An 18,566-nucleotide genomic window follows, 5' to 3' on the forward strand; every position below is an offset into this window, starting at 1 on the left:
CCGGCGTGTCCACGGGATCGGCGGCCCCTAGCGTATGGGCATGTCGACACCGCAGCCGGCGGGCGGCCAGCCGCCGCCCCCTCCACGCCCCACCGCGACCCCGGCGGACACGGGTCCGCCGCCCCTGGGGTCCGGCTCGCCAGCAGCACCGGCCGCTGCGGCGGCAGGGCCGGCGATCCTGGCCCGCGACCTGCACCGCTCCTTCGGCACGGTACGGGCCGTGGCCGGCGTGGACCTGGCGGTACGGCCCGGATCGGTCACCGCGCTGATCGGCCCGAACGGCTCCGGCAAGACGACGCTGCTGCTGATCCTCGCCGGGCTGCTCACCCCCGACCACGGTTCGGTGCTCGTGGCCGGGGCCGATCCCGCATCGTCGGCGACCGCCCGGGCCCGGATCGGCTGGATGCCCGACGCGTTCGGCACCTGGGACTCCCTGACCGCGTTCGAGGTGCTCACCACGATGGCCGGCGCGTACCGGCTGGGGCGGGAGCAGGGTCGCGACCGCGCCTGGGACCTGCTCAGGACGGTGCACCTTGACGACCTGGCCACCGCGCCCGCGCACACGCTCTCGCGCGGGCAGAAGCAGCGGCTGGGCATGGCGCGCGCGCTGATCAACTCCCCCGACGTGCTGCTCCTCGACGAGCCCGCGTCCGGGCTCGATCCGCGCTCCCGGATCGAGATGCGCTCCCTGCTTCGTGGCCTGGCTGCCGCGGGCACCACCGTGCTGATCTCCTCCCACGTCCTCGCCGAGCTGGACGAGATGGTCGACGACGCGGTGTTCCTCTCCCGTGGTCGCACGGTCAGCGCCGAGCAGCTCCACGCCGGTGCCGGGACCCGCCGGTGGCGGCTGCGCTCCCTCGACGGCCCGGCGCTGCAGCAGTGGGCGTTCGAGGCACGGATCACTCTCGTCCCGGACACCGACGCGCCCGACGGCGGGGGCTCGGTCCTCGTGGATCTCACCGACGACGCGGCTGCTGCGGCGCTGCTCGCCGCAGCGGTCGGAGCCGGGGTTCCGGTGGTCTCGCTCGCCCCCGTCAGTGGTCTGCTCGAGCAGGCCTACCTCTCCCTGGATACGGACCGACGATGACGACGACCTTCACCGTTCCCCTGGAACCGAGCGGCCCCGGCGGCGGATCGCCGGCTCCCGACACCGCGGCGCACGCGATCTCCTGGCATGGGGTCCGTACGATCGCGGTGCTGGAACTGCGGCAACGGATCAGGTCCACGCGGTGGCGGGTCGCCCTGGCGGTCTGGTTCGCCCTGGTCGGCCTGGTCAGCGTCCTCATCGGTGGGGCGTTCGCGTCCCTCGGCGGCGACCCCAAGTGGGCCTTCGGCCTGGTCCTGATGTTCGTGCTCGGCCTCGGCCTGGTGGTGGCGCCGACGCTCGCGTCCACGGCGATCAACGGTGACCGCAGCGCCGGCACCCTCGCGATCCTGCAGGTGACGCTCCTCTCGCCGGCGGACATCGCCGTCGGGAAGCTCCTGGCCGGGTGGGCCGCGGCACTGGCGTTCCTCGTGGTCTCGCTGCCGTTCCTGATCTGGAGCGCCCTGCTCGGCGGCACCACGGTGGGCGGGTTCTTCCTGTCCCTGGCCGTGCTCGCCCTGATGCTCGGCGTGGTCTGCGCGATCGGGCTCGGGTTCTCCGCGCTCACCGCACGCACCGCCGGCTCCAGCGTGCTCACGTACATCGCCGTCGCCTCGCTCACGGTGCTGACGCCGATCCTGTTCGTGCTGACGCTCCCGGCGGTGACCACCACGGAGCAGGTCGAGGTCTACGGCCTCGCCCAGGGTCCCCCGGCCGACGGGGAGAACAGCGGGTGCGAGACCTTCACCGCCGAGCGCGAGGTCAGCCACACCGAGCGGACCTGGTGGCTGCTCGCGATCAACCCGTTCGTGATCCTCGCGGACACCGGCGCCCAGCCGGGCCTCGACCCGGAGGACTCGGGCCCGTTCGAGGCGATCCGCGCGGCGACGAACGAGATGCGCAACGGCCCGCCGGACGTCGTGCAGGAATGCTGGTGGGAGAGTCAAGCGCCCCCAGAGGTCGATCACGGCACGCCGGTCTGGCCGTGGGGGCTGGGCGCGAACCTGCTGCTCGGGGCAGCCGGGCTCGCGGTCGCGATCCGCCGGCTCAAGGTGCCCTACCGCACCCTGCCGGGGGGCACGCGGGTGGCATAGCCTTCGCGACGCGCGCATTCACCCGTGCGCGCCCGCGATCGGCGCGCCGTCGCGATCGGCGTGCGTCCGCGCACCCGCTCTCCTGTGCTCGGCGCTTCCGCGGAAGCGCCGGGGCTTCAGCCCCCGGTGTGCAGGGCGTCGAACTCGGCCTCTCCGGCCACGTCGTCGTCCACGTCCAGGCGCAGGTGCGAGATCAGGCTGAGCAGGATCCGCATCGCGCTGGCCGCGCGCTCACCCCAGGCCGACAGGTAGGAGAACTGCCACCACCACAGCGCCTCCGACGGGTTCCCGGCCCGGTGGTGCGCCAGCCCGACGCTCAGGGCCTGCGCGATGTCGGACAGGTCATTGCTCAGCGCGCCGGCGCTGACCTCCGGGCTGACCAGCGGGTCCGCCACCTCGGTGTACTCGTCGATGCCCTCCAGCACGTTCGCCAGAGACACCCGGAGCGGCTCGAGGTCACCCTCGGGTCCGTCGTCGGGCTCGAACCGCTCGGCCGGGACGATGTCCACGATCGCGCCGAGGCGGGCACCGGCGGCGCTGAGATCGGAGACTGCGAGCAGCAGCAGCGGGATGGAGGAGTCCGGGCTCACCCCGGCGGCGACCTCGCGGACGGTGTCTAGGAATCGCTCGGCGACCCCGGCGGTCGCGGTGGCAAGCACCAGCAGGTCGGCATCCAGACCGTGGTTCTCAGACATCGATGCTCCTCCGTCCCTCGAACGCCCGGCCGAGCGTGATCTCGTCGGCGTACTCCAAGTCTCCACCAACGGGCAGACCGGAGGCCAGGCGGGAGATGGTCAGCCCCATCGGCCGCAGCATCCGGGCCAGGTAGGTGGCCGTGGCCTCGCCCTCGACGTTCGGGTCGGTGGCGATGATGATCTCCTGGATGGCGCCGTCGGCGAGCCGGGTCATCAGCTCCCGGATCCGGAGGTCGTCCGGTCCCACCCCGTCGATCGGATTGATGGCGCCGCCGAGCACGTGGTAGCGGCCGCGGAACTCCCGGGTGCGCTCGATCGCGACCACGTCCTTGGCCTCCTCGACCACGCACAGCATGGCCGGATCCCGGCGTGGGTCCCGGCAGATCCGGCACTGGGCGTCCTCGGAGACGTTGCCGCAGATCTCACAGAACCGGACCTTGGTCTTGACCTCGGTGAGCACGTGGGCGAGGCGCCGCACGTCCGCCGGGTCGGCCGCGAGGATGTGGAACGCGATCCGCTGCGCGCTCTTGGGGCCCACGCCGGGCAGCCGGCCGAGTTCCTCGATGAGGTCGGCGATGATTCCCTCGTATGCGGCCATCAGGGCTGTCCGTCCGTGGTCTCGGTGATCTCATCGATCACGGTGCCGCCGAGCAGGCGCGCCACGAGCGGCGCGCCGATGAGGCCGGAGGACTCGATGTCCGGGTCCGACATGTCGGGTTCGTCGATCGATGCCGCAGGGCCCGACGGCGGCCGGTCGCCGCCCCGCGGGCCGGCGCCATTGGTCTGGGCGGCGCGGGCGGCCGCGAACGCGGCGTCCCGGGCGGAGCCGGGCGCGCCGGCACCGGTGGGTGCGGCGGGGCCCGGTGCCGAGCTGCGCGGCGTGGAGGCGCGCCCACCCCGGTAGGGCTCGGGCGGCGGACCGTCGTCGAAGTCCGGTGGCTCGGCCGGGGGGATGTCGTCGTCCGGCGCCGTCCGTGCCGCGCCGCCGGCCGACGGCGGCCGGTCGCCGGGGCCACGCTCGCGCCGGGTGCCGCCGGACGGCGGATCCTCATCGGTGCCACGACCGTCGTTCGGACCACCTGTGCTGTCGGTGCCTCCGGTGGCGCTCCTGCCTCCGGTGGCGCTCGGGCCTCCAGCGCTGGTCGCGCCACCCGCGCTCGAACCCGCGTCGTCCCCGGGGATGTCCCAGGGCGGGGGCGGGAAGTCGTCGTCCGCGGCGGAACCGCCGGTAGCAGCCTCGGCCGGGGCGGAACCGCCGGTGGCGGCGTCGGCCGCGGGGGCGGTGGTGCCTGCCCGGGCGGGCGGCTCGGGGTCGTCGGACTCGCCGTCTCCGGAGCCGGACGGCCCGGCTGGTGCGCGGCCGCCCGAGGCCTGGGTCGCCGAGCCGGCGGACGGCTGCGACCGTGCCGACGGCTCGGCCGCCCGGTTGCTCGCGTCCTGAGCAGCGGACCCGTGCGAGGCCGACGGCGAGGCGGGGCCTGCGGAGACCGGCCCCGGCGAGGCGCCTGGGGAGCCGGCCGCCGGACTCGCCCCCGCGTCCGGGTTCGCAGACGCAGCGGGGTTCGCCGATGCACCCGGGTTCGCAGGTGCAGCAGGGTTCGCCGGGGCACCCGGGTTCGCCGGGGCTGGATTCGCCGGTGGGGGTGGGCTTGCAGGCGCAGCCGGTCGACCCCAGTCGGCCTCGGCGCGACTCACCGCGTCGTTGCCGGGGGTCTGACCACCGGTGGGCGCACCAGCGTCGGCCGGGTCATGGCCTGCATCGCCGGACTGGGCGCCGGACTGACCGGCGGGAGCGCTGCCGTCGGCGACGACGGCGTCGATGCGCACGGACAGGCCGAGCGTCTCGGACAGCGCACGCTGAAGGTGTTCACCGTGGCTGCCGTTGCGGAACGCCGAGGCGAGCCCCGGGGTGGAGAACCCGAGCGCGAGGTGCGTCGCGGTCAGGTCGACGACCTGGGCGTCCTGGGAGATGAGAGCCCAGGTGGTGCGCTTGATCCTGGTCAGGGTCTCCAGGACCTCGGGCCAGCGCCGGCGGACCTGCTCGGCCGTCATCCCGGCGGATGTGGCGGGCGCGGCCTCGGCAGCGGGCGCCGCGGCCGGGGGCGTGGCGGTTGGAGGCGGTGTGGCGGCGGCCTGTGGCGCGGCCGGAGCCGCCGAGACAACCGGCCGGTCCGGTGCTTCCGACTCAGGAGCAGAGCCGGATCCAGCTCGCTCGGTCGAGTGACTGTCGGATGCTGCCGGCTCGGAGTCGAGGGCGTCGGACGTTGGCTCGTGGGGCGCGGCGTCCGTTGCTCCGGTGGACAAACCGTGGTCCGCCTGCTCGCCCGGCGCATGCGCCGCGGGTACGCCCGACCGGTCGCCGCCGGCGGCGTGATCGGCTGCACCACCCACGGGAGAAGGCTGTGTCGGTGCGGGCTGCGCTGACGGGTCCGAGGTCGGGACCGGCTCCTGTGGCCGCGCAGGGTCGGCCGCAGCGGATGCCTCGGCCGCAGCGGGCGCCTCGGCGGGTGCGGATGACTGCGGCTGCGGGAGCGCCGGCCCACGCGGAGCCAGCGGGGCTCCGCCGCTGAGCGCACCCTCCAGACGGTCCAGCCGGGCGTTGAAGCCGTCGACGCCGTCGTCCGCGGCGGGCAGGAGCAGGCGGGCGCAGAGCAGCTCCAGCTGCAGGCGCGGCGACGTCGCTCCGATCATCTCCGTCAACGCGAGGTTCACCAGGTCCGCGGCCCGGGACAGCGCGCCCAGGCCGAGGTGCTGGGCCTGCACCCGCATCCGCTCCAACTGGTCCTCGGGGACGGCCCGCAGCACCGTGCCCGCCTGTTCGCCGGCGGCGAGCACCACGATCAGGTCGCGCATCCGCTCGAGCAGGTCCTCGACGAACCGTCGCGGCGCGTGCCCGGAGTCGATCACCCGCTCGACGACCCGGAACAGGCTGGCCCCGTCCCGCGCGGAGAGAGCGTCGATCGCGTCGTCGAGAAGCGCGCCGTGGGTGAACCCGAGCAGGGCGACGGCCCGCTCGTAGGTGATCTCGCCGTCGTCCGCGCCGGCGATCAACTGGTCCAGGACGGACAGGGAGTCCCGCACGGACCCACCGCCGGCGCGGACCACGAGCGGCAGGACGCCGGAGGCCACGGTGATGTTCTCGGCGGTGGCCAGCCGCTCCAGGTAGGCGGTGAGCTGCTCGGGCGGGACGAGCCGGAACGGGTAGTGGTGGGTCCGGGACCGGATCGTGCCGATGACCTTGTCCGGCTCGGTGGTCGCGAAGATAAACTTCACGTGTGCCGGCGGCTCCTCGACGAGCTTCAGCAGGGCGTTGAAGCCCTGCGTCGTGACCATGTGCGCCTCGTCGAGGATGAAGATCTTGTACCGGTCCCGGGCCGGGGCGAACGCGGCGCGCTCGCGCAGCTCACGGGCATCGTCGACACCGTTGTGGCTCGCGGCGTCGATCTCGACGACGTCGAGGCTGCCGGGGCCACCCCGGGCCAGCTCCACGCAGCTGTCGCAGGTCCCGCACGGGGTATCGGTGGGTCCCTGGGCACAGTTGAGGCAGCGCGCCAGGATCCGGGCGGACGTCGTCTTGCCGCAGCCGCGAGGCCCGGAGAACAGGTACGCGTGCGTCACCCGGTTGGCCCGCAGGGCAGCCATCAAGGGCTCAGTGACGTGCTCCTGACCGATCACGTCGGCGAACGTCTCTGGCCGGTAGCGGCGATACAGCGCGGTGCTCACCCGATCACAATAGGCGGCGGCACCGACACCGCACACTCGCCTGTGTCCGGCCGGCCCGATCCCGGCGCGTACCGACACAACCCGGCCTCACCGGAGGCCCTCGGAGGACGTGAAGGACCCCCCGCGTACCCATCAGAGCCCACCTGCCCTTGCTGCCTTCCGGCCCTGGGGGGGTTCAGCGGGATGACGCCACACGGGGGGTCTGCCGTCCAGTCTAACTGGACCTGCGCACAGGTTCGAACCGCCCAAGGCGGCGACACCGGCGACGGCGACCATCCGCCGTCAGGCATCGGCCTTCGGCCGACCGGCTCAGCCGGACTCGGTCCGGTGCACCCGCACCGAGACGATCCGGTGGCCGTCGATCTCGACCACCTCAAGGACGTGGTCGCCGGCCGGCACGACGTCGCCGACCTTCGCAACCCGGCCGAGCCGGTCCAGGAAGTACCCGCCGACGGTCTCGTAGTCACCCTCATCAGCGAGCTCGAAGCCGACGCGCTCGGCGAAGTCCTCCAGGTTGAGCCCGGCGTCGATGAGCCCGTCGTCCTCGGTGGGCGCGGGCGCGCCGGCCAGTTCGAGATCGTGCTCGTCGTGGATCTCGCCGACGAGTTCCTCGACGAGGTCCTCCAGCGTGACGATGCCGTCGGTGCCGCCGTACTCGTCGATCACGACCGCGATGTGGATGCGGGCGCGGCGCATGATGGACATCGACGGCAGCAGGGCATTAGTGGACGGCAGCACCACCACCTCGCGGGCCAGGTCCCGGACCTTCTGGACGGTCGGCGCCGGGCGCACGGTCGCGGGGATCTCCTCGTCGTCGCCGGCGAGGGTGGCGACGTCCGCGAGGAACAGGTCCCGCACGTGCACGAAACCGAGGATGTCGTCGAAGTCGTCGCCGATGACGGGATAGCGCGAGTACGGCTGGTCCGCGATGAACCGGGTCGCCTCGCGGATGCCGAGGTCACCGTCGAGGAAGGCGACCTCGTGGCGGGGCCGCATCACCTCGCTGACCGAACGCTCGCCCGCGTCGAACACGTCCCGCAGGATCTGGCGCTCGTCCTCGGGCAGACCCTCGTGGGCGATGACCAGACCGCGCAGTTCCTCGTCGGTCATCTCCTCGTTCTTGGCGTTCGGGTCACCACCGAAGAGCCGCACGACGGCATTGGTGGAGACCGACAACAGCCAGATCACGGGTCGCATCAGGGTCGAGAACCGGTCCAGCAGCGGGCCGACGCCGAGGGCGACCCCGGTGGAACGCTGCAGCGCGAACCGCTTCGGCACCAGTTCGCCGAGGACCAGGGACAGGTAGGCGATCACGAGCGTCATGACGATCAGGGACACGGTGCTCGCCACGGACTCGGGCATGCCCCAGCCGACGAGGGTCGGAACGAAGTCCGGTGCGATCGTGGACGCACCGTACGCGGCGGAGAAGAACCCGGCGACCGTGACCCCGATCTGGACGGAGGCGAGGAACCGGTTCGGGTCGCGGGCCACGGCGGCCACCCGGGCACCGCGGTCGCCCTTATCGGCGAGCTGGTCGATCTGGCTCTCCCGGAGCGAGACCAGCGCGATCTCGGTGGCTGCGAAGAGCCCGCCGATCAGGATGAACAACAGCACGAGGCCGAAACTGACGAGCGTGCCGCCGTCCATCAGGCGTCCGTTCGGCTGGCGTGTGGGGCGGCGCTGTCTGCGCGGCGGCCGGGAGCTGCCGGGACTCGTCGTGGTCGGGATCGTCTATGCGGAGGGTCGTCCATGTCACCATGCAACCGTCAGCGGCCCCACCGGCGCAACCTCCATAGGTCCGGCTGTGCTGCGGCTCACTCCGATCGGTTCGGAGCGGTGCCCCAACTCGGGTATCCTCTTTGAGGCCTGACCAGGAGGATTCGCCTAGTGGCCTATGGCGCACGCTTGGAAAGCGTGTTGGGTGCAAGCCCTCGGGGGTTCGAATCCCCCATCCTCCGCCAGCAGTTCCCAGGATCCCGCCAGAAACACCAGTTTCCGGCGGGATCCTGCGGTTTCTGGCCCGAGTCGCGATGTGCAGGGATAGGCACGAATGGGCCTCTTGTGGCAAAATTTCTGTCACACAGCTGTCACAGACTGCCCGTGTGACAGCGTCCGCGGAAGGTCCAACGATGGTCGCCGGAGCCCTGCCTCGCGGTATCACACGGTACCGAGACCGCTACCGAGTGCGCTTGAACGTCGACGGCACCACCCATGCCCTCGGCGTCTTCGACACGCTCGGCGATGCCCGCGCGGCACTCGACATAGCCAAGGGTGAGCGCGCCCGGGGCACGTTCGTGCCGCCCGCCCAGATTCGGGCCGAGCGGCGCGCCGCGCAGGTGAGGGCCGAGACCGATGCCCTCACGCTCGCTGAGTGGGCCGAGCAGTGGCTGGACGGTCTTGCCGCCAACCCGGAGCGCTCCCCCTCGACCGTGTTGTCCTACCGGTCGGTGCTGCGCACGCACGTGCTGCCCGAACTCGGGGCGACGCGGCTGGTCGACCTCACACCCGGGCAGGTCGCCGCCCACCTCGCGACACTCCGGGCCAAGCCGTCGAAGCGGCACCCCGGCGCGCGAGCGAACGGCGTCGCGCCGAACGCGGCGAGGGTGCTGCGCTCGTGCCTGAACGGGGCCATCAAGCGCCCCGACATCGCCCTGGCCTCCTTCGCCTTCCCCGAGGCACCCTCGCAAACCCCCGTCCGGCCGGCAGAGCCCGACGGCGACATCGCGACACCCGGGCAGGTGGCAGCAATGGCCGCGGCGATGCCGGAGCACCTGGGCGCGGCGGTCCTGCTGGCGGCCTGGTGCGCCCTGCGGCTCGGAGAGGTGCTCGGTCTGGAACGCCGCGACCTGGAGCACCTCGACGATCCCGAGCGCGCGATCCTGCACGTGCGGCGGCAGTGGAACACCAAGGCCGTGCGACTGACCGAACCCAAACGAGGCAGCACCCGCAGCGTCGCGATCCCGGCGACCCTACTGCCGGTGCTGCGCGAGCACCTCGACACCCACGCCGCGCCCGGACCCGACGGGCCGGTGTTCACGCCGCCGAGCCGACGTGGGCGGCGGGTCTCGCAGACCTCGTTCGACACCCACTGGCGAGTCGCGCGGAAGGTGGCAGGGCGTGACTCGTTCCGGTTTCACAGCCTGCGACACACCGGCCTGACTGAGTACGCACGCCAGGGCGCCACGCTCGCGGACCTGCTGGAGCGCGGCGGGCACACGGATGTCTCGGTGGCGCTGAAGTACCAGCACGCTTCAGCGCAGCGGGACCGGGAGTTGACTGCTCGGCTGGATGAGGTTGTAATGATTGGGGCGGCCGCCGGTGGCCGGGCGGACTAGTTGCCCGGGTGCCAGAACCCCTTGCCCATTTGCGGCGTCGGCGTCCGGCTACCCCTTGCCCGTCGAAGTCTGCGCTGCCTCGAGGCTGAGCGAGTACAGCGACTCCGACGGGGCTCTTCGGCTCCTGTACGAGCCCTCGACGGGGCGCTTCCCACCACACCCACCCGCAGGCCCGGCCCGCGGGGTTGACGCGGCCGCGGTGGCGGCGTGTCCACCTACGTGCAAGCCCTCGCTGAGTCGCGCGGGACCTCCGTGCAGGTGTGCGGGCTGTGGCCCGGCGCGGCCGGGTCCGGGGCGCCCGTCGTTGGCGTGCCCCTCGGGCATCACCTGCACACCGGCGCCACGGTCGGGTGCGACCCGATCAGCTGGTTCGAGCGGGGCAACCTCATCAACAACCCCTCCGCGTTAGTCATGGGCTTGCCTGCCTACGGCAAGTCCACCCTGGTCCGCCGGATTGGTGCTCGGCCTCACCGGCTACGGGGTCATGCCGCTGGTCCTGGGCGACCTCAAACCCGACTACGTCGACCTCGTCCAAGCGCTCGGTGGGCAGGTAGTCCGCAACGGGCCAGGCAGGGCCAAGATCAACATCCTCGACCCCGGAGAAGCCAACGCCGCGGCAGCACGGCTGACCGGGCAGGCCCAGATCGAGGTCCTCGCTGACCCGCACCAGCGCCGCCTGGAGATGGTCGTGGCCCTCTCCAACATCTGGCGCAAACGGCCACCTGAGTCGATCTCCGTGCAGATCCTCGACCGCGCTCTCCACGTACTCGACGACACCGCCGACCGGAACCCGGTCCTCGGTGACCTGCTCAAAGTCATCCAAGACGGACCCGAATCGGATCGCGCGGTCGCCGTCGACCGCGGCGACAAGAACCGCTACCAGGAGATAACCCGCGACATCGAGGTGGACCTGGTCGGGTTCACCTCCGGTGCCGCGTTCGGGGACATGTTCTCCGGGCACACCACCACCCCGCTGCACCTGGACCGTCCCGCTGTAATCGACGTGTCCTCACTCGGTGAGGCACAGGCAGACGTCAAGGCCGCAGCACTGCTGTCGTGCTGGTCCTACGGCTTCGGCGCGGTGAACATCGCCAACGCCCTCGCCGATTCCGGCCTGGAGCCGCAGCGGCGCTACTTCATCGTGATGGACGAGCTTTGGCAGGCACTGCGCGCCGGCGAAGGCATGGTCGACCGGGTCGACGCACTCACCCGGCTCAACCGCCAGAAGGGCGTCGGCCAGGTGATGATCTCCCACACCATGTCCGACCTCGCAGCTCTGCCCGAGCTCGCAGCTCTGCCCGAGCTCGACCAGAAGAAGGCGCGCGGCTTCGTCGAACGCTCCGGCATGGTGATCCTCGGGGCGTTGCCCGAGGACGAGATGCCCAGACTCTCCGGCGCGATCAAACTCGCCCGCGCCGAACAGGACCTACTCACCTCCTGGACAACCCCAACATCATGGGGCAGTTCGGCCGACATGGAAGCCTCACCACCGCCTGGACGAGGGAAGTTCCTTATCAAAGTGGGTGGTCGCCCCGGGATCCCGTTGAACGTCGCACTGACCTCAGTCGAGCAGGGCCTGCACAACACCAACAAGCGGTGGAACCTGGGAAGGCGGCCCGCATGAGCACCCCAACGAATCGCCGCCGCGATCCCGGCGGCCTCAGCGCCGAAACGACCCTGCTCTGGGTAGTGATCATCCTCGTCCTGGTCGCGACGGCCGTCGTCTACGGCGGGGTGCACCTAGGACACCGGATCGCCGGCACCGCGACCGGCTTGCCGGCGAAACCCCTTCGCCGTCGCCTTTGGCCTCCTCAACGGCGCGGTGACCTGGCCAGAGCAGGGCACCGCCGTGGCGATAGCGCTCGGCGCGGTCCTAGTCGCCGTGGCGATCCTGGTCCTGATCCTCGTCGCCCGCTCAAGGCGCCGGCGCGCGCGGCGACGAGAAAGCCACCTACATGGGCCGCGGCCGCGACGTCGAGGCCCTGAGTCTCAAAAGTACGCGGTCGACCGCCAAGCGACTCGGGGATGTCTCCTCGCCCGGTCTGCCGATCGGCATCACCGTCTCGACAAGCCAGCCGCTCCTCAGCTCGTGGGAAGACATGCGCTTCACCATCGCAGGACCTCGGACAGGAAAGACCACCTCGATCGTGGTGCCCGAGATCCTCGCCGCCCCCGGAGCGGTATTCGCGACATCCAACAAACGCGACGTCGTCGATGCCACCCGCGACGTCCGCGCCGACAGCGGCCCAATCTGGGTCTTCGACCCACAGGGCATCGTCAACGAAGAACCCACCTGGTGGTGGGACCCCCTCAGCTACGTCACCGATGAGGTGAAGGCAGCCAAACTCGCCGAGCACTTCGCCGCCGGCTCCCGCGACCCCGGGGCACGCGCCGACGCCTACTTCGACTCCGCCGGCCTGGACCTCCTGGCCGGACTCCTCCTCGCCGCGGCACTCGACGAACGGCCCATCACCGACGTCTACGCGTGGCTCACCAGTCCAACCGACGAAGAGGCCGTCGACATCCTCCGCCGGCACGACTTCACCCTCACCGCCCACCAAGTGGCCGGGATCATCGCAGCACCGGAGAAACAGCGCGGCGGCGTCTACGGCACAGCCCAACAGATGGCCTCCTGCCTGACCAACCGCGCCGTAGCGGCCTGGGTCACCCGCCAAGGCGTGCGCCCGCACTTCGACCCAGCAGCATTCGTCCGCGATGGCGGAACGCTGTACTCACTCTCCAAGGAAGGCCGCGGCACCGCCGGACCGCTCCTCACCGCCCTCACCATGGCGGTCGTCGAAGCCGCAGAAGAACTCGCCGCACGCTCACCAGGCGGCCGACTCACGACACCCCTCGTCGGTGTACTCGACGAGGCCGCGAACGTCTGCCGGTGGCGCGAACTGCCCAACCTGTACTCCCACTACGGATCCCGCGGGATCGTGCTCGACACCGTCCTGCAGTCCTGGTCGCAAGGCGTCGATGTCTGGGGCGAGTCGGGCATGAAGAAACTCTGGTCCGCGGCGAACGTGAAGGTCTACGGCGGCAACGTCTCCGAGGTCGCCTTCCTCGAGGACATCTCCCGCCTCATCGGTGACTACGACCGTCAAGGTTCGACCCTGTCCACCGGCCGCGGCGGCCGCGGTGTGAACTACCAACTCCACCGCGAACGTATCCTCGACATCGCGGAGCTTGCCGCGCTGCCCAAGGGCCGCGCGGTCGTACTGGGCGCCGGCTCACGCCCGACCCTCATCCAAACCCAACCCTGGATGACCGGCCCGCACGCCGACGACGTGCGAGCCTCCATCACGGCGCACGACCCACAAGCAGAGCAAACGATCGCCACAGCGGACCAGGAACTGATCTCCGTCGCCGCGGCTCCGATCGTCGAGGACGCCTCGTGAGCGACTGGGCCGAAGACGACGAACCGACCAGCCAGGCGGCGATCGACGATCGCTACTACCGATTCTGCGCCCACGCTCTACTACGGCTCCGTGGACCAGTTCGTGCGCGAACACCTGCGCAATGTCTACCGCCGCCGGATCCCCGGCAACGGCAACGGCCGTGTGTGGGCCGCGCGTTGGTGGGAGTACGACGAGGCGGTGATCCGCCTCGAGGCCCTTTGGCGTGCGTGGGAACATCTACGACTCGACGCGGCAACCGGAATGAGCGTCTGGTGGCGCGACCACGCAGACCACCACATGGCCGTGCTTCTCGATCCCGACGGACCGTTCATGGGGGTCAGAGGCGACGAGAACAGATCCGACATCGGCGCGCCGTTGCCCTACGAAGCACCCCCCGAGGGCATGTTCCCGGACGCGCGCGTACTTGGCACCACCGGAGCGAGCCAGATCTGACATGAAGTCGGCAATCTCTCGCGCTGCAGTGTGGGAACTGGATCGACCCGGCCTTTGCCGAGGTCCCGCAGGCGCAGTGGATGAACGTCAACTCGCCGAAGTCGCCCCTCGGGACGTCCCCCGGGTGGTTGGGGCACTGAGGCCGAGACGGGTGACGAAACCGCCCCTCTGGAGGGCGTACCTGGTCCTGTGGCATGGCGACAAGGAGTCGGCGTGCGGCGGGGTGACGCGTCCCCGACGAGACCGCGCGATTCTCAAAGAGCCCTTGACCCCGGCTCCATGAGCCCCTACGGTCCTTACAAACACCAAACAAAGGGGTCGGGGATGTCACGTTTCAAGCGCTCGCTCGCCAAGATGGGGATCGCGTCGGTCATCGCAGCATCGGTGCTGGGAGGACACGCAGCAGCAAGCGCGTACTCCATCGGCTCGGGCAACTTCAGCTATGACGGCGGCTCACCTTGGCAGACAATTCTCACGCCGAGGAGCGTGAGCCTGACCGGAACGTCGACCTACACGACCTATCAGAGTGTAGTCCAATTCAGTTTCGCGAGCGACTACCGCCGGTACCGCACACTCCAGCCTACTCAGTCATTGATCCGTGTGGATCGGATGAACACCGGCGGATCGGTGTCCGTAAGTCAACCTCTCAACTTCGGAACCACCACCGTCTTCGGAAACTACATCGCCAATTATGACGCTACTGTGCGCCTGAGCGCCCACAACTAACAATTGCCGGTATGCCGACGGAGATAGCGAACGAGCGGATGGATAGTCCTTTTGGCAGTTGTGAGCGAGCGAAGCGATAGTTCCGAGGCGCTTCCGCTAGCAGCGCTACGTCTAGAGAACGTCTCATTTCGATATAGCGGGACCCGGGCAGCGGTAATTGACTTGCGCTCCGCAAGTTTTGAGCCCGCGACGATCAACTACCTAGTCGGCGAAAACGGCAGTGGAAAGTCCACTCTCCTGAAGTTGCTTTCCGGAGTGCTCCGACCCGATTCGGGGCGCGCCATCATGGACGGTGGCGACATATTCCGAGATCGGGACCTAATGAACTCGCGCGTCGGGTACCTCCGCCAGGACTACGTCACCAAAGGGCAGACCCGCACCCAGGACTTCCTCGCCTACGGCGCCTGGATGCACGGGGTGGCTGCCTCGGAAACCCAGCGACGCGCCGCTGAACTCCTCGCGGAGATTGGCCTAGTTGACCAACGGGACACTCGTGTAAAGAAGTTGTCGGGAGGAATGCAGCGACGCCTCGGCCTATCCGTAGAGCTCACACACCGTCCTCGATTGGTTCTCCTTGATGAGCCAACCTCCGGTCTGGATGTCTCCGCCCGCGAGAGGTTTCATCGCGTCGTTGATACCCAGGTTAAGGACGGGGCGACAATGATCATCGCGTCACACGAGTTCAGCGAGATGACGAAGTCGGCCTGCACGATATATCACCTAGCCGGTGGCACCCTAAAGACAATGGCCAAGTCACCTGCCGGCGCATCCGTCGATCCTGAAGACTTTCTGTGACATCGCCTAGCGAAGTAGTACGTGCAACGACGATTCATGTGGAAACGTCGGCCGCCGCGGTTCCCGCCTCATTAATCGCGGTCGCTGGCACAGCGATCGCGTTCGCTTCGGGCCCTCTGGACACAACTTGGGTCGGCCGTCCGAACAACACGGGCTTGTACCTTACCGTCTTCGGCTTCGCCATTGCTGGTTGCCTCGCCCTCATCGCAGGCTATTTGAGTGGTCGGTCTCTAGCAACGGACAGCACAGCCATCTATAGACGCTCGTCCCGGAGCGTTCTTACGTTGGTCTCCTACCGTGTACTCGGAGATTTCATCTGGCTCACGGCCGGGCTGTCTATCGCCGCCGCGGCCGCACTACTCCGGACTTTGCTCATAGGCGGCGGCATCGCGATGGGCATATGGCCGCTCGTACTACTGGCTTCGTCGTCAGTCCTCGCTTCCTACACCTTCGGTCTCGTACTCGGAGCGCTACTCCTGCACGCTGCCGGTGCGGCGATACTCGCTCCGTTACCGTACGCAGCTACCCTCTTCTCGAGCAGCGTCCTAGGCCTCTCGTCGATGCCACAACTCCAGCAGATTGTCGCGCCATACATCGATCAATCTTGGGACCCCGTCCTAGTGCCGAACGTTGTGCCAATCTTGGCACTCGTCGGTTATGTTCTAGGGGTCGCGGCAACCTGTATGGCGGCAGCTTGCATTATAGTGTCACGGCGCTTGAGACGGCCGAACCTGCCCTTATGGATGGCCACGGCCGCCACGTTGGCTACCGTGGCTTTCGGGCTTGCCGTTATCATCCCGTGGACGCCGAACGGATTCGCTCGTATGAATCCTGGAGGAGTCGCATGCGCTTCCGCGAGTGGACACGTTTGTGTTTGGGAATCCCAGGAGGCACGGCTTAGCGATTGGGTGACCGCGGAGGAGTCCGTGTATCTCGTGGCCCAGCGCCTGGAACCGGACTCTCAAAGGTTGCGCATTATGCAGGTCGGTATCGATTTAGAGGGACCTGAAGACCGTAGTTTAGAACTTTTCAACCCTGTTCCGACGGTAACCGAACTACGCTTGGCGATAGCGGAGGTTTACGTTGCTGCGATGCTCGCTCAATGCGTCGACGCACCGGGTTATGGAGCCGCATTCTCAGAAATGATGGGCTTGTTCGTTGACGAACTAGGCGGTCGTGCGGACTCTCCAGGAGTCGCAGGGGGACTGTCCGTGGATTCCATACGCGCCGAGCATTGTGGATAGAATCCGCCCTATGGCAGTCTGGATTCGGAGGCGCTCGCTCGATATGGCAGTCCTCGCGCTAGCCATACTTGCAGCGATCCTACACGAAGCGGGGCATTGGTCGACTGGCACGCCTCAGATGAGAGGGCCCAGTCTTGATCTCTCAGTTGCTGACGTCTATGCTATTTCAAGCGGCCTGCTTCTTGCAGTGCTAATTAAGCCTCGAGATCTGGATCTCGAGATGCGGTCGGGCCGGCGCCTTGCCCTATACCGATCTCTTTCTGCACTCGTTCTCGCCGGGGTCGCGGCAATGTGCGTTTTCGTAGTATCGTCAGGGCCCAACGTCCAGGCGTGGCCGTCCCTTCGCAATGCCCTGCTCATTTCGGTCGGATTGAGCATTACTGTCCGCTTGGCGTCTTACTACGTGGCACTATCGCTCCTCGCAGCCTATTTGGGCACCGTAATGTTCGTAGGTGTATCGTTCGAGGGGGCTGTTGAACCATGGGCATTGTTGGCATTTGGGGAACCGACCCGTTTTGATCCGTGGCTTGCCGCGGGTGGGTGCATTGCCTATACTGCACTTTTCGCATTTCCGAGTTTAGGTATTCGCAGATTGCGGCAGTTATGAGTTCGCAACTTCTCCAGACATGATCATCGCCACCCCCGTTTCTCAATGTCGCTCCGAAGCCACCGGTACCGGCATGAGCGTCTAGTCACGCGACCACGCCGAACACCATTTGGAGGTGCGAGACCTTACTAGCGCTAGCGGTACAGACTGCCTGACCAACGAGAGAAGTTGATGTCAAAGCGGTCAGATGGATGGCGGAGGGCGCAGCGAAACTGCAAGGCAAAAGACGGACACACGCGAGCACCACGTGCCGCGGATGTACCTGAAACGGTTCGGCAGGATGACCTCCCATGGAGCCGAGTTGGTGGCAGCGACCCCCGATTTGTCGCGACAGTTCAGAACTGGCGTGAACGATATCGCGGTAGAGCGCGGATTCTACTGGGGTACAGACGTTGCTGGCGTGCCCCACCATGATCTGGAGGAGTTCTTCACGGGCATCGAGGCGAACGCCACATCTTCCTTCCCGAGGCTCCTCGACGCGGGAAGAGGGCCGAATGACGACGCACTGCCCGGCAATGGCCACCCCGACGCGAGACGAAACTTGTGCTCTCGTGGTGGATCGCCGCCCAGCTCTTACGAACTGTCCGACCACGACGACGTCTGCTTGAAGATCAAGAAGATCACCAGAGCGTCGAGGAAATGCCAACTCGATTCGACCACGCGAACCTTCACATTCGATACATCGCCAACCTGATTGCTCCCCTGACGGGAGCGATATTCCACCGCCCGTGGGGGGGGTTGGCTTCAGCGACCTGTGTCTGCTCACAGGCGATGCGCCCGTCCTGCTCCTCAATGGCCAGGACGAACAGGATCAGATGGCTGCCGCGATGTACTGGGACCTCTACCTCCCGCTCGACCCTCATCGCTGTCTCTACCTGCCTGGCCTGGCGACACAGGCATCTAACCGGCGATCGCGTCGCGTCAAGACCACCACTTCAAACTCCATGGCGGGCATGGGATCGGACTCAATTCGATGATGATCGACTAAGCCGTTAGACACGTATTTCACCATCCCGATCACAGCCCTCTCGCCCACGCCGAGCCGCAGAAGCAACTGAGCAACGGCCAGTTACCGCAGTTCCTCATGCATTACGAGGTCCTGGCGCCGACGTACAGCGTGCAGCGCCGGTGGCTCACAGCGCACGCCGAACCAGGTGCGGGCGGCGGCCCGAAGGAGCCTAAGTCCGAGCCGGACGTCCTGGCAGTCGCTCAGCGCATGGCTGACGAGCTCACTGAGCGCACGAAGGTCTTCACAGACTTCGCTCTCCAAGAGGGCAGCCCAGCGGACGGCCCGTCGTCCAGCGAGCACTGAGCCAGGGGCCCGGTAGATCGGGCACGACAAGGCATCTCCTCGGCGCAACCGTAGGCTGTGGATAACCCTGTGTAATCCACAGAGTGGAGTTGCCCTC

General features: G+C 68.4%; 14 protein-coding genes, 1 tRNA gene and 1 other RNA gene. 11 read left to right on the forward strand and 5 right to left on the reverse strand.

What is annotated here, in order from left to right; translation table 11 throughout:
• The first annotated feature begins 40 nt into the window (after nucleotides 1–40).
• Together GKS42_RS22000 and GKS42_RS22005 are read left to right on the forward strand one after the other, a co-directional pair.
• Nucleotides 41–1,087: an ABC transporter ATP-binding protein gene (locus GKS42_RS22000; protein ID WP_154795765.1), complete on the forward strand. Its 1,047-nt coding sequence runs from the start codon at nucleotides 41–43 to the stop codon at nucleotides 1,085–1,087.
• Nucleotides 1,084–2,178, forward strand: coding sequence for an ABC transporter permease (locus GKS42_RS22005; protein WP_154795766.1), 1,095 nt, complete (start codon nucleotides 1,084–1,086; stop codon nucleotides 2,176–2,178). The genes GKS42_RS22000 and GKS42_RS22005 overlap by 4 nt, the downstream gene beginning before the upstream one ends.
• 116 nt (nucleotides 2,179–2,294) lie before the next feature.
• Here GKS42_RS22005 and GKS42_RS22010 read toward each other — a convergent pair whose 3' ends face one another.
• From GKS42_RS22010 to GKS42_RS22030, 5 genes are all read right to left on the reverse strand, one after another.
• The gene (locus GKS42_RS22010) at nucleotides 2,295–2,873 is read right to left on the reverse strand and encodes a DUF5063 domain-containing protein (RefSeq protein ID WP_154795767.1); all 579 of its coding nucleotides are present in this window, start codon (nucleotides 2,871–2,873) and stop codon (nucleotides 2,295–2,297) included.
• A complete protein-coding gene (gene recR / locus GKS42_RS22015) occupies nucleotides 2,866–3,471 on the reverse strand; it encodes a recombination mediator RecR (RefSeq protein ID WP_154795768.1) in 606 nt (201 codons plus the stop codon). The genes GKS42_RS22010 and recR overlap by 8 nt, the downstream gene beginning before the upstream one ends.
• Nucleotides 3,471–6,596 carry a DNA polymerase III subunit gamma and tau gene (locus GKS42_RS22020; protein ID WP_154795769.1) on the reverse strand — a complete coding sequence of 1,042 codons (3,126 nt, stop codon included), beginning with the start codon at nucleotides 6,594–6,596 and terminating at the stop codon, nucleotides 3,471–3,473. The genes recR and GKS42_RS22020 overlap by 1 nt, the downstream gene beginning before the upstream one ends.
• Before the next feature lie 109 nt (nucleotides 6,597–6,705).
• Nucleotides 6,706–6,802, reverse strand: an RNA gene (gene ffs, locus GKS42_RS22025) — signal recognition particle sRNA small type.
• 103 nt (nucleotides 6,803–6,905) lie between these two features.
• Nucleotides 6,906–8,243: a hemolysin family protein gene (locus GKS42_RS22030; RefSeq protein ID WP_154795770.1), complete on the reverse strand. Its 1,338-nt coding sequence runs from the start codon at nucleotides 8,241–8,243 to the stop codon at nucleotides 6,906–6,908.
• 226 nt (nucleotides 8,244–8,469) lie between these two features.
• On the opposite strand from GKS42_RS22030, the gene GKS42_RS22035 reads away from it, so the two are divergent.
• The 9 genes from GKS42_RS22035 to GKS42_RS22075 all read left to right on the forward strand — a co-directional run bounded on the left by GKS42_RS22035 (nucleotide 8,470) and on the right by GKS42_RS22075 (nucleotide 18,469).
• Nucleotides 8,470–8,557: transfer RNA gene (locus tag GKS42_RS22035), tRNA-Ser, on the forward strand.
• Between the two features lie 228 nt (nucleotides 8,558–8,785).
• The gene (locus tag GKS42_RS22040; RefSeq protein WP_168217950.1) at nucleotides 8,786–9,931 is read left to right on the forward strand and encodes a tyrosine-type recombinase/integrase; all 1,146 of its coding nucleotides are present in this window, start codon (nucleotides 8,786–8,788) and stop codon (nucleotides 9,929–9,931) included.
• A 457-nt stretch (nucleotides 9,932–10,388) separates the two neighbouring features.
• Nucleotides 10,389–11,555, forward strand: coding sequence for an ATP/GTP-binding protein (locus tag GKS42_RS22045; protein ID WP_154795772.1), 1,167 nt, complete (start codon nucleotides 10,389–10,391; stop codon nucleotides 11,553–11,555).
• A 331-nt stretch (nucleotides 11,556–11,886) separates the two neighbouring features.
• A complete protein-coding gene (locus tag GKS42_RS22050) occupies nucleotides 11,887–13,332 on the forward strand; it encodes a type IV secretory system conjugative DNA transfer family protein (RefSeq protein WP_232847793.1) in 1,446 nt (481 codons plus the stop codon).
• Nucleotides 13,333–13,422: 90 nt separating this feature from the next.
• Nucleotides 13,423–13,785: a DUF4913 domain-containing protein gene (locus tag GKS42_RS22055; protein WP_232847794.1), complete on the forward strand. Its 363-nt coding sequence runs from the start codon at nucleotides 13,423–13,425 to the stop codon at nucleotides 13,783–13,785.
• 324 nt (nucleotides 13,786–14,109) lie between these two features.
• Entirely contained in the window at nucleotides 14,110–14,511 is a 402-nt protein-coding gene (locus GKS42_RS22060) for a hypothetical protein (RefSeq protein WP_154795774.1), read from the forward strand.
• Nucleotides 14,512–14,571: 60 nt separating this feature from the next.
• Entirely contained in the window at nucleotides 14,572–15,306 is a 735-nt protein-coding gene (locus GKS42_RS22065; protein ID WP_168217951.1) for an ABC transporter ATP-binding protein, read from the forward strand.
• A 2,038-nt stretch (nucleotides 15,307–17,344) separates the two neighbouring features.
• Nucleotides 17,345–17,851 carry a DUF4238 domain-containing protein gene (locus GKS42_RS22070; RefSeq protein ID WP_154795776.1) on the forward strand — a complete coding sequence of 169 codons (507 nt, stop codon included), beginning with the start codon at nucleotides 17,345–17,347 and terminating at the stop codon, nucleotides 17,849–17,851.
• A gap of 390 nt (nucleotides 17,852–18,241) precedes the next feature.
• Nucleotides 18,242–18,469: a hypothetical protein gene (locus GKS42_RS22075; protein WP_154795777.1), complete on the forward strand. Its 228-nt coding sequence runs from the start codon at nucleotides 18,242–18,244 to the stop codon at nucleotides 18,467–18,469.
• The last annotated feature ends 97 nt before the right edge of the window (nucleotides 18,470–18,566 follow it).

Origin of the sequence: Occultella kanbiaonis (assembly GCF_009708215.1) — a bacterium.
Taxonomy (GTDB): Bacteria; Actinomycetota; Actinomycetes; order Actinomycetales; family Beutenbergiaceae; genus Occultella; species Occultella kanbiaonis.

What these genes read in the sequence shown, in the direction of transcription:
- GKS42_RS22000 (WP_154795765.1), top strand. Translation starts at nt 41, where the DNA reads ATGTCGACACCGCAGCCGGCGGGCGGCCAGCCGCCGCCCCCTCCACGC.
- GKS42_RS22005 (WP_154795766.1), top strand. Translation starts at nt 1,084, where the DNA reads ATGACGACGACCTTCACCGTTCCCCTGGAACCGAGCGGCCCCGGCGGC.
- GKS42_RS22010 (WP_154795767.1), bottom strand. Translation starts at nt 2,873, where the DNA reads ATGTCTGAGAACCACGGTCTGGATGCCGACCTGCTGGTGCTTGCCACC.
- recR (WP_154795768.1), bottom strand. Translation starts at nt 3,471, where the DNA reads ATGGCCGCATACGAGGGAATCATCGCCGACCTCATCGAGGAACTCGGC.
- GKS42_RS22030 (WP_154795770.1), bottom strand. Translation starts at nt 8,243, where the DNA reads ATGGACGGCGGCACGCTCGTCAGTTTCGGCCTCGTGCTGTTGTTCATC.
- GKS42_RS22050 (WP_232847793.1), top strand. Translation starts at nt 11,887, where the DNA reads ATGGGCCGCGGCCGCGACGTCGAGGCCCTGAGTCTCAAAAGTACGCGG.
- GKS42_RS22060 (WP_154795774.1), top strand. Translation starts at nt 14,110, where the DNA reads ATGTCACGTTTCAAGCGCTCGCTCGCCAAGATGGGGATCGCGTCGGTC.
- GKS42_RS22070 (WP_154795776.1), top strand. Translation starts at nt 17,345, where the DNA reads ATGGATGGCGGAGGGCGCAGCGAAACTGCAAGGCAAAAGACGGACACA.
- GKS42_RS22075 (WP_154795777.1), top strand. Translation starts at nt 18,242, where the DNA reads ATGCATTACGAGGTCCTGGCGCCGACGTACAGCGTGCAGCGCCGGTGG.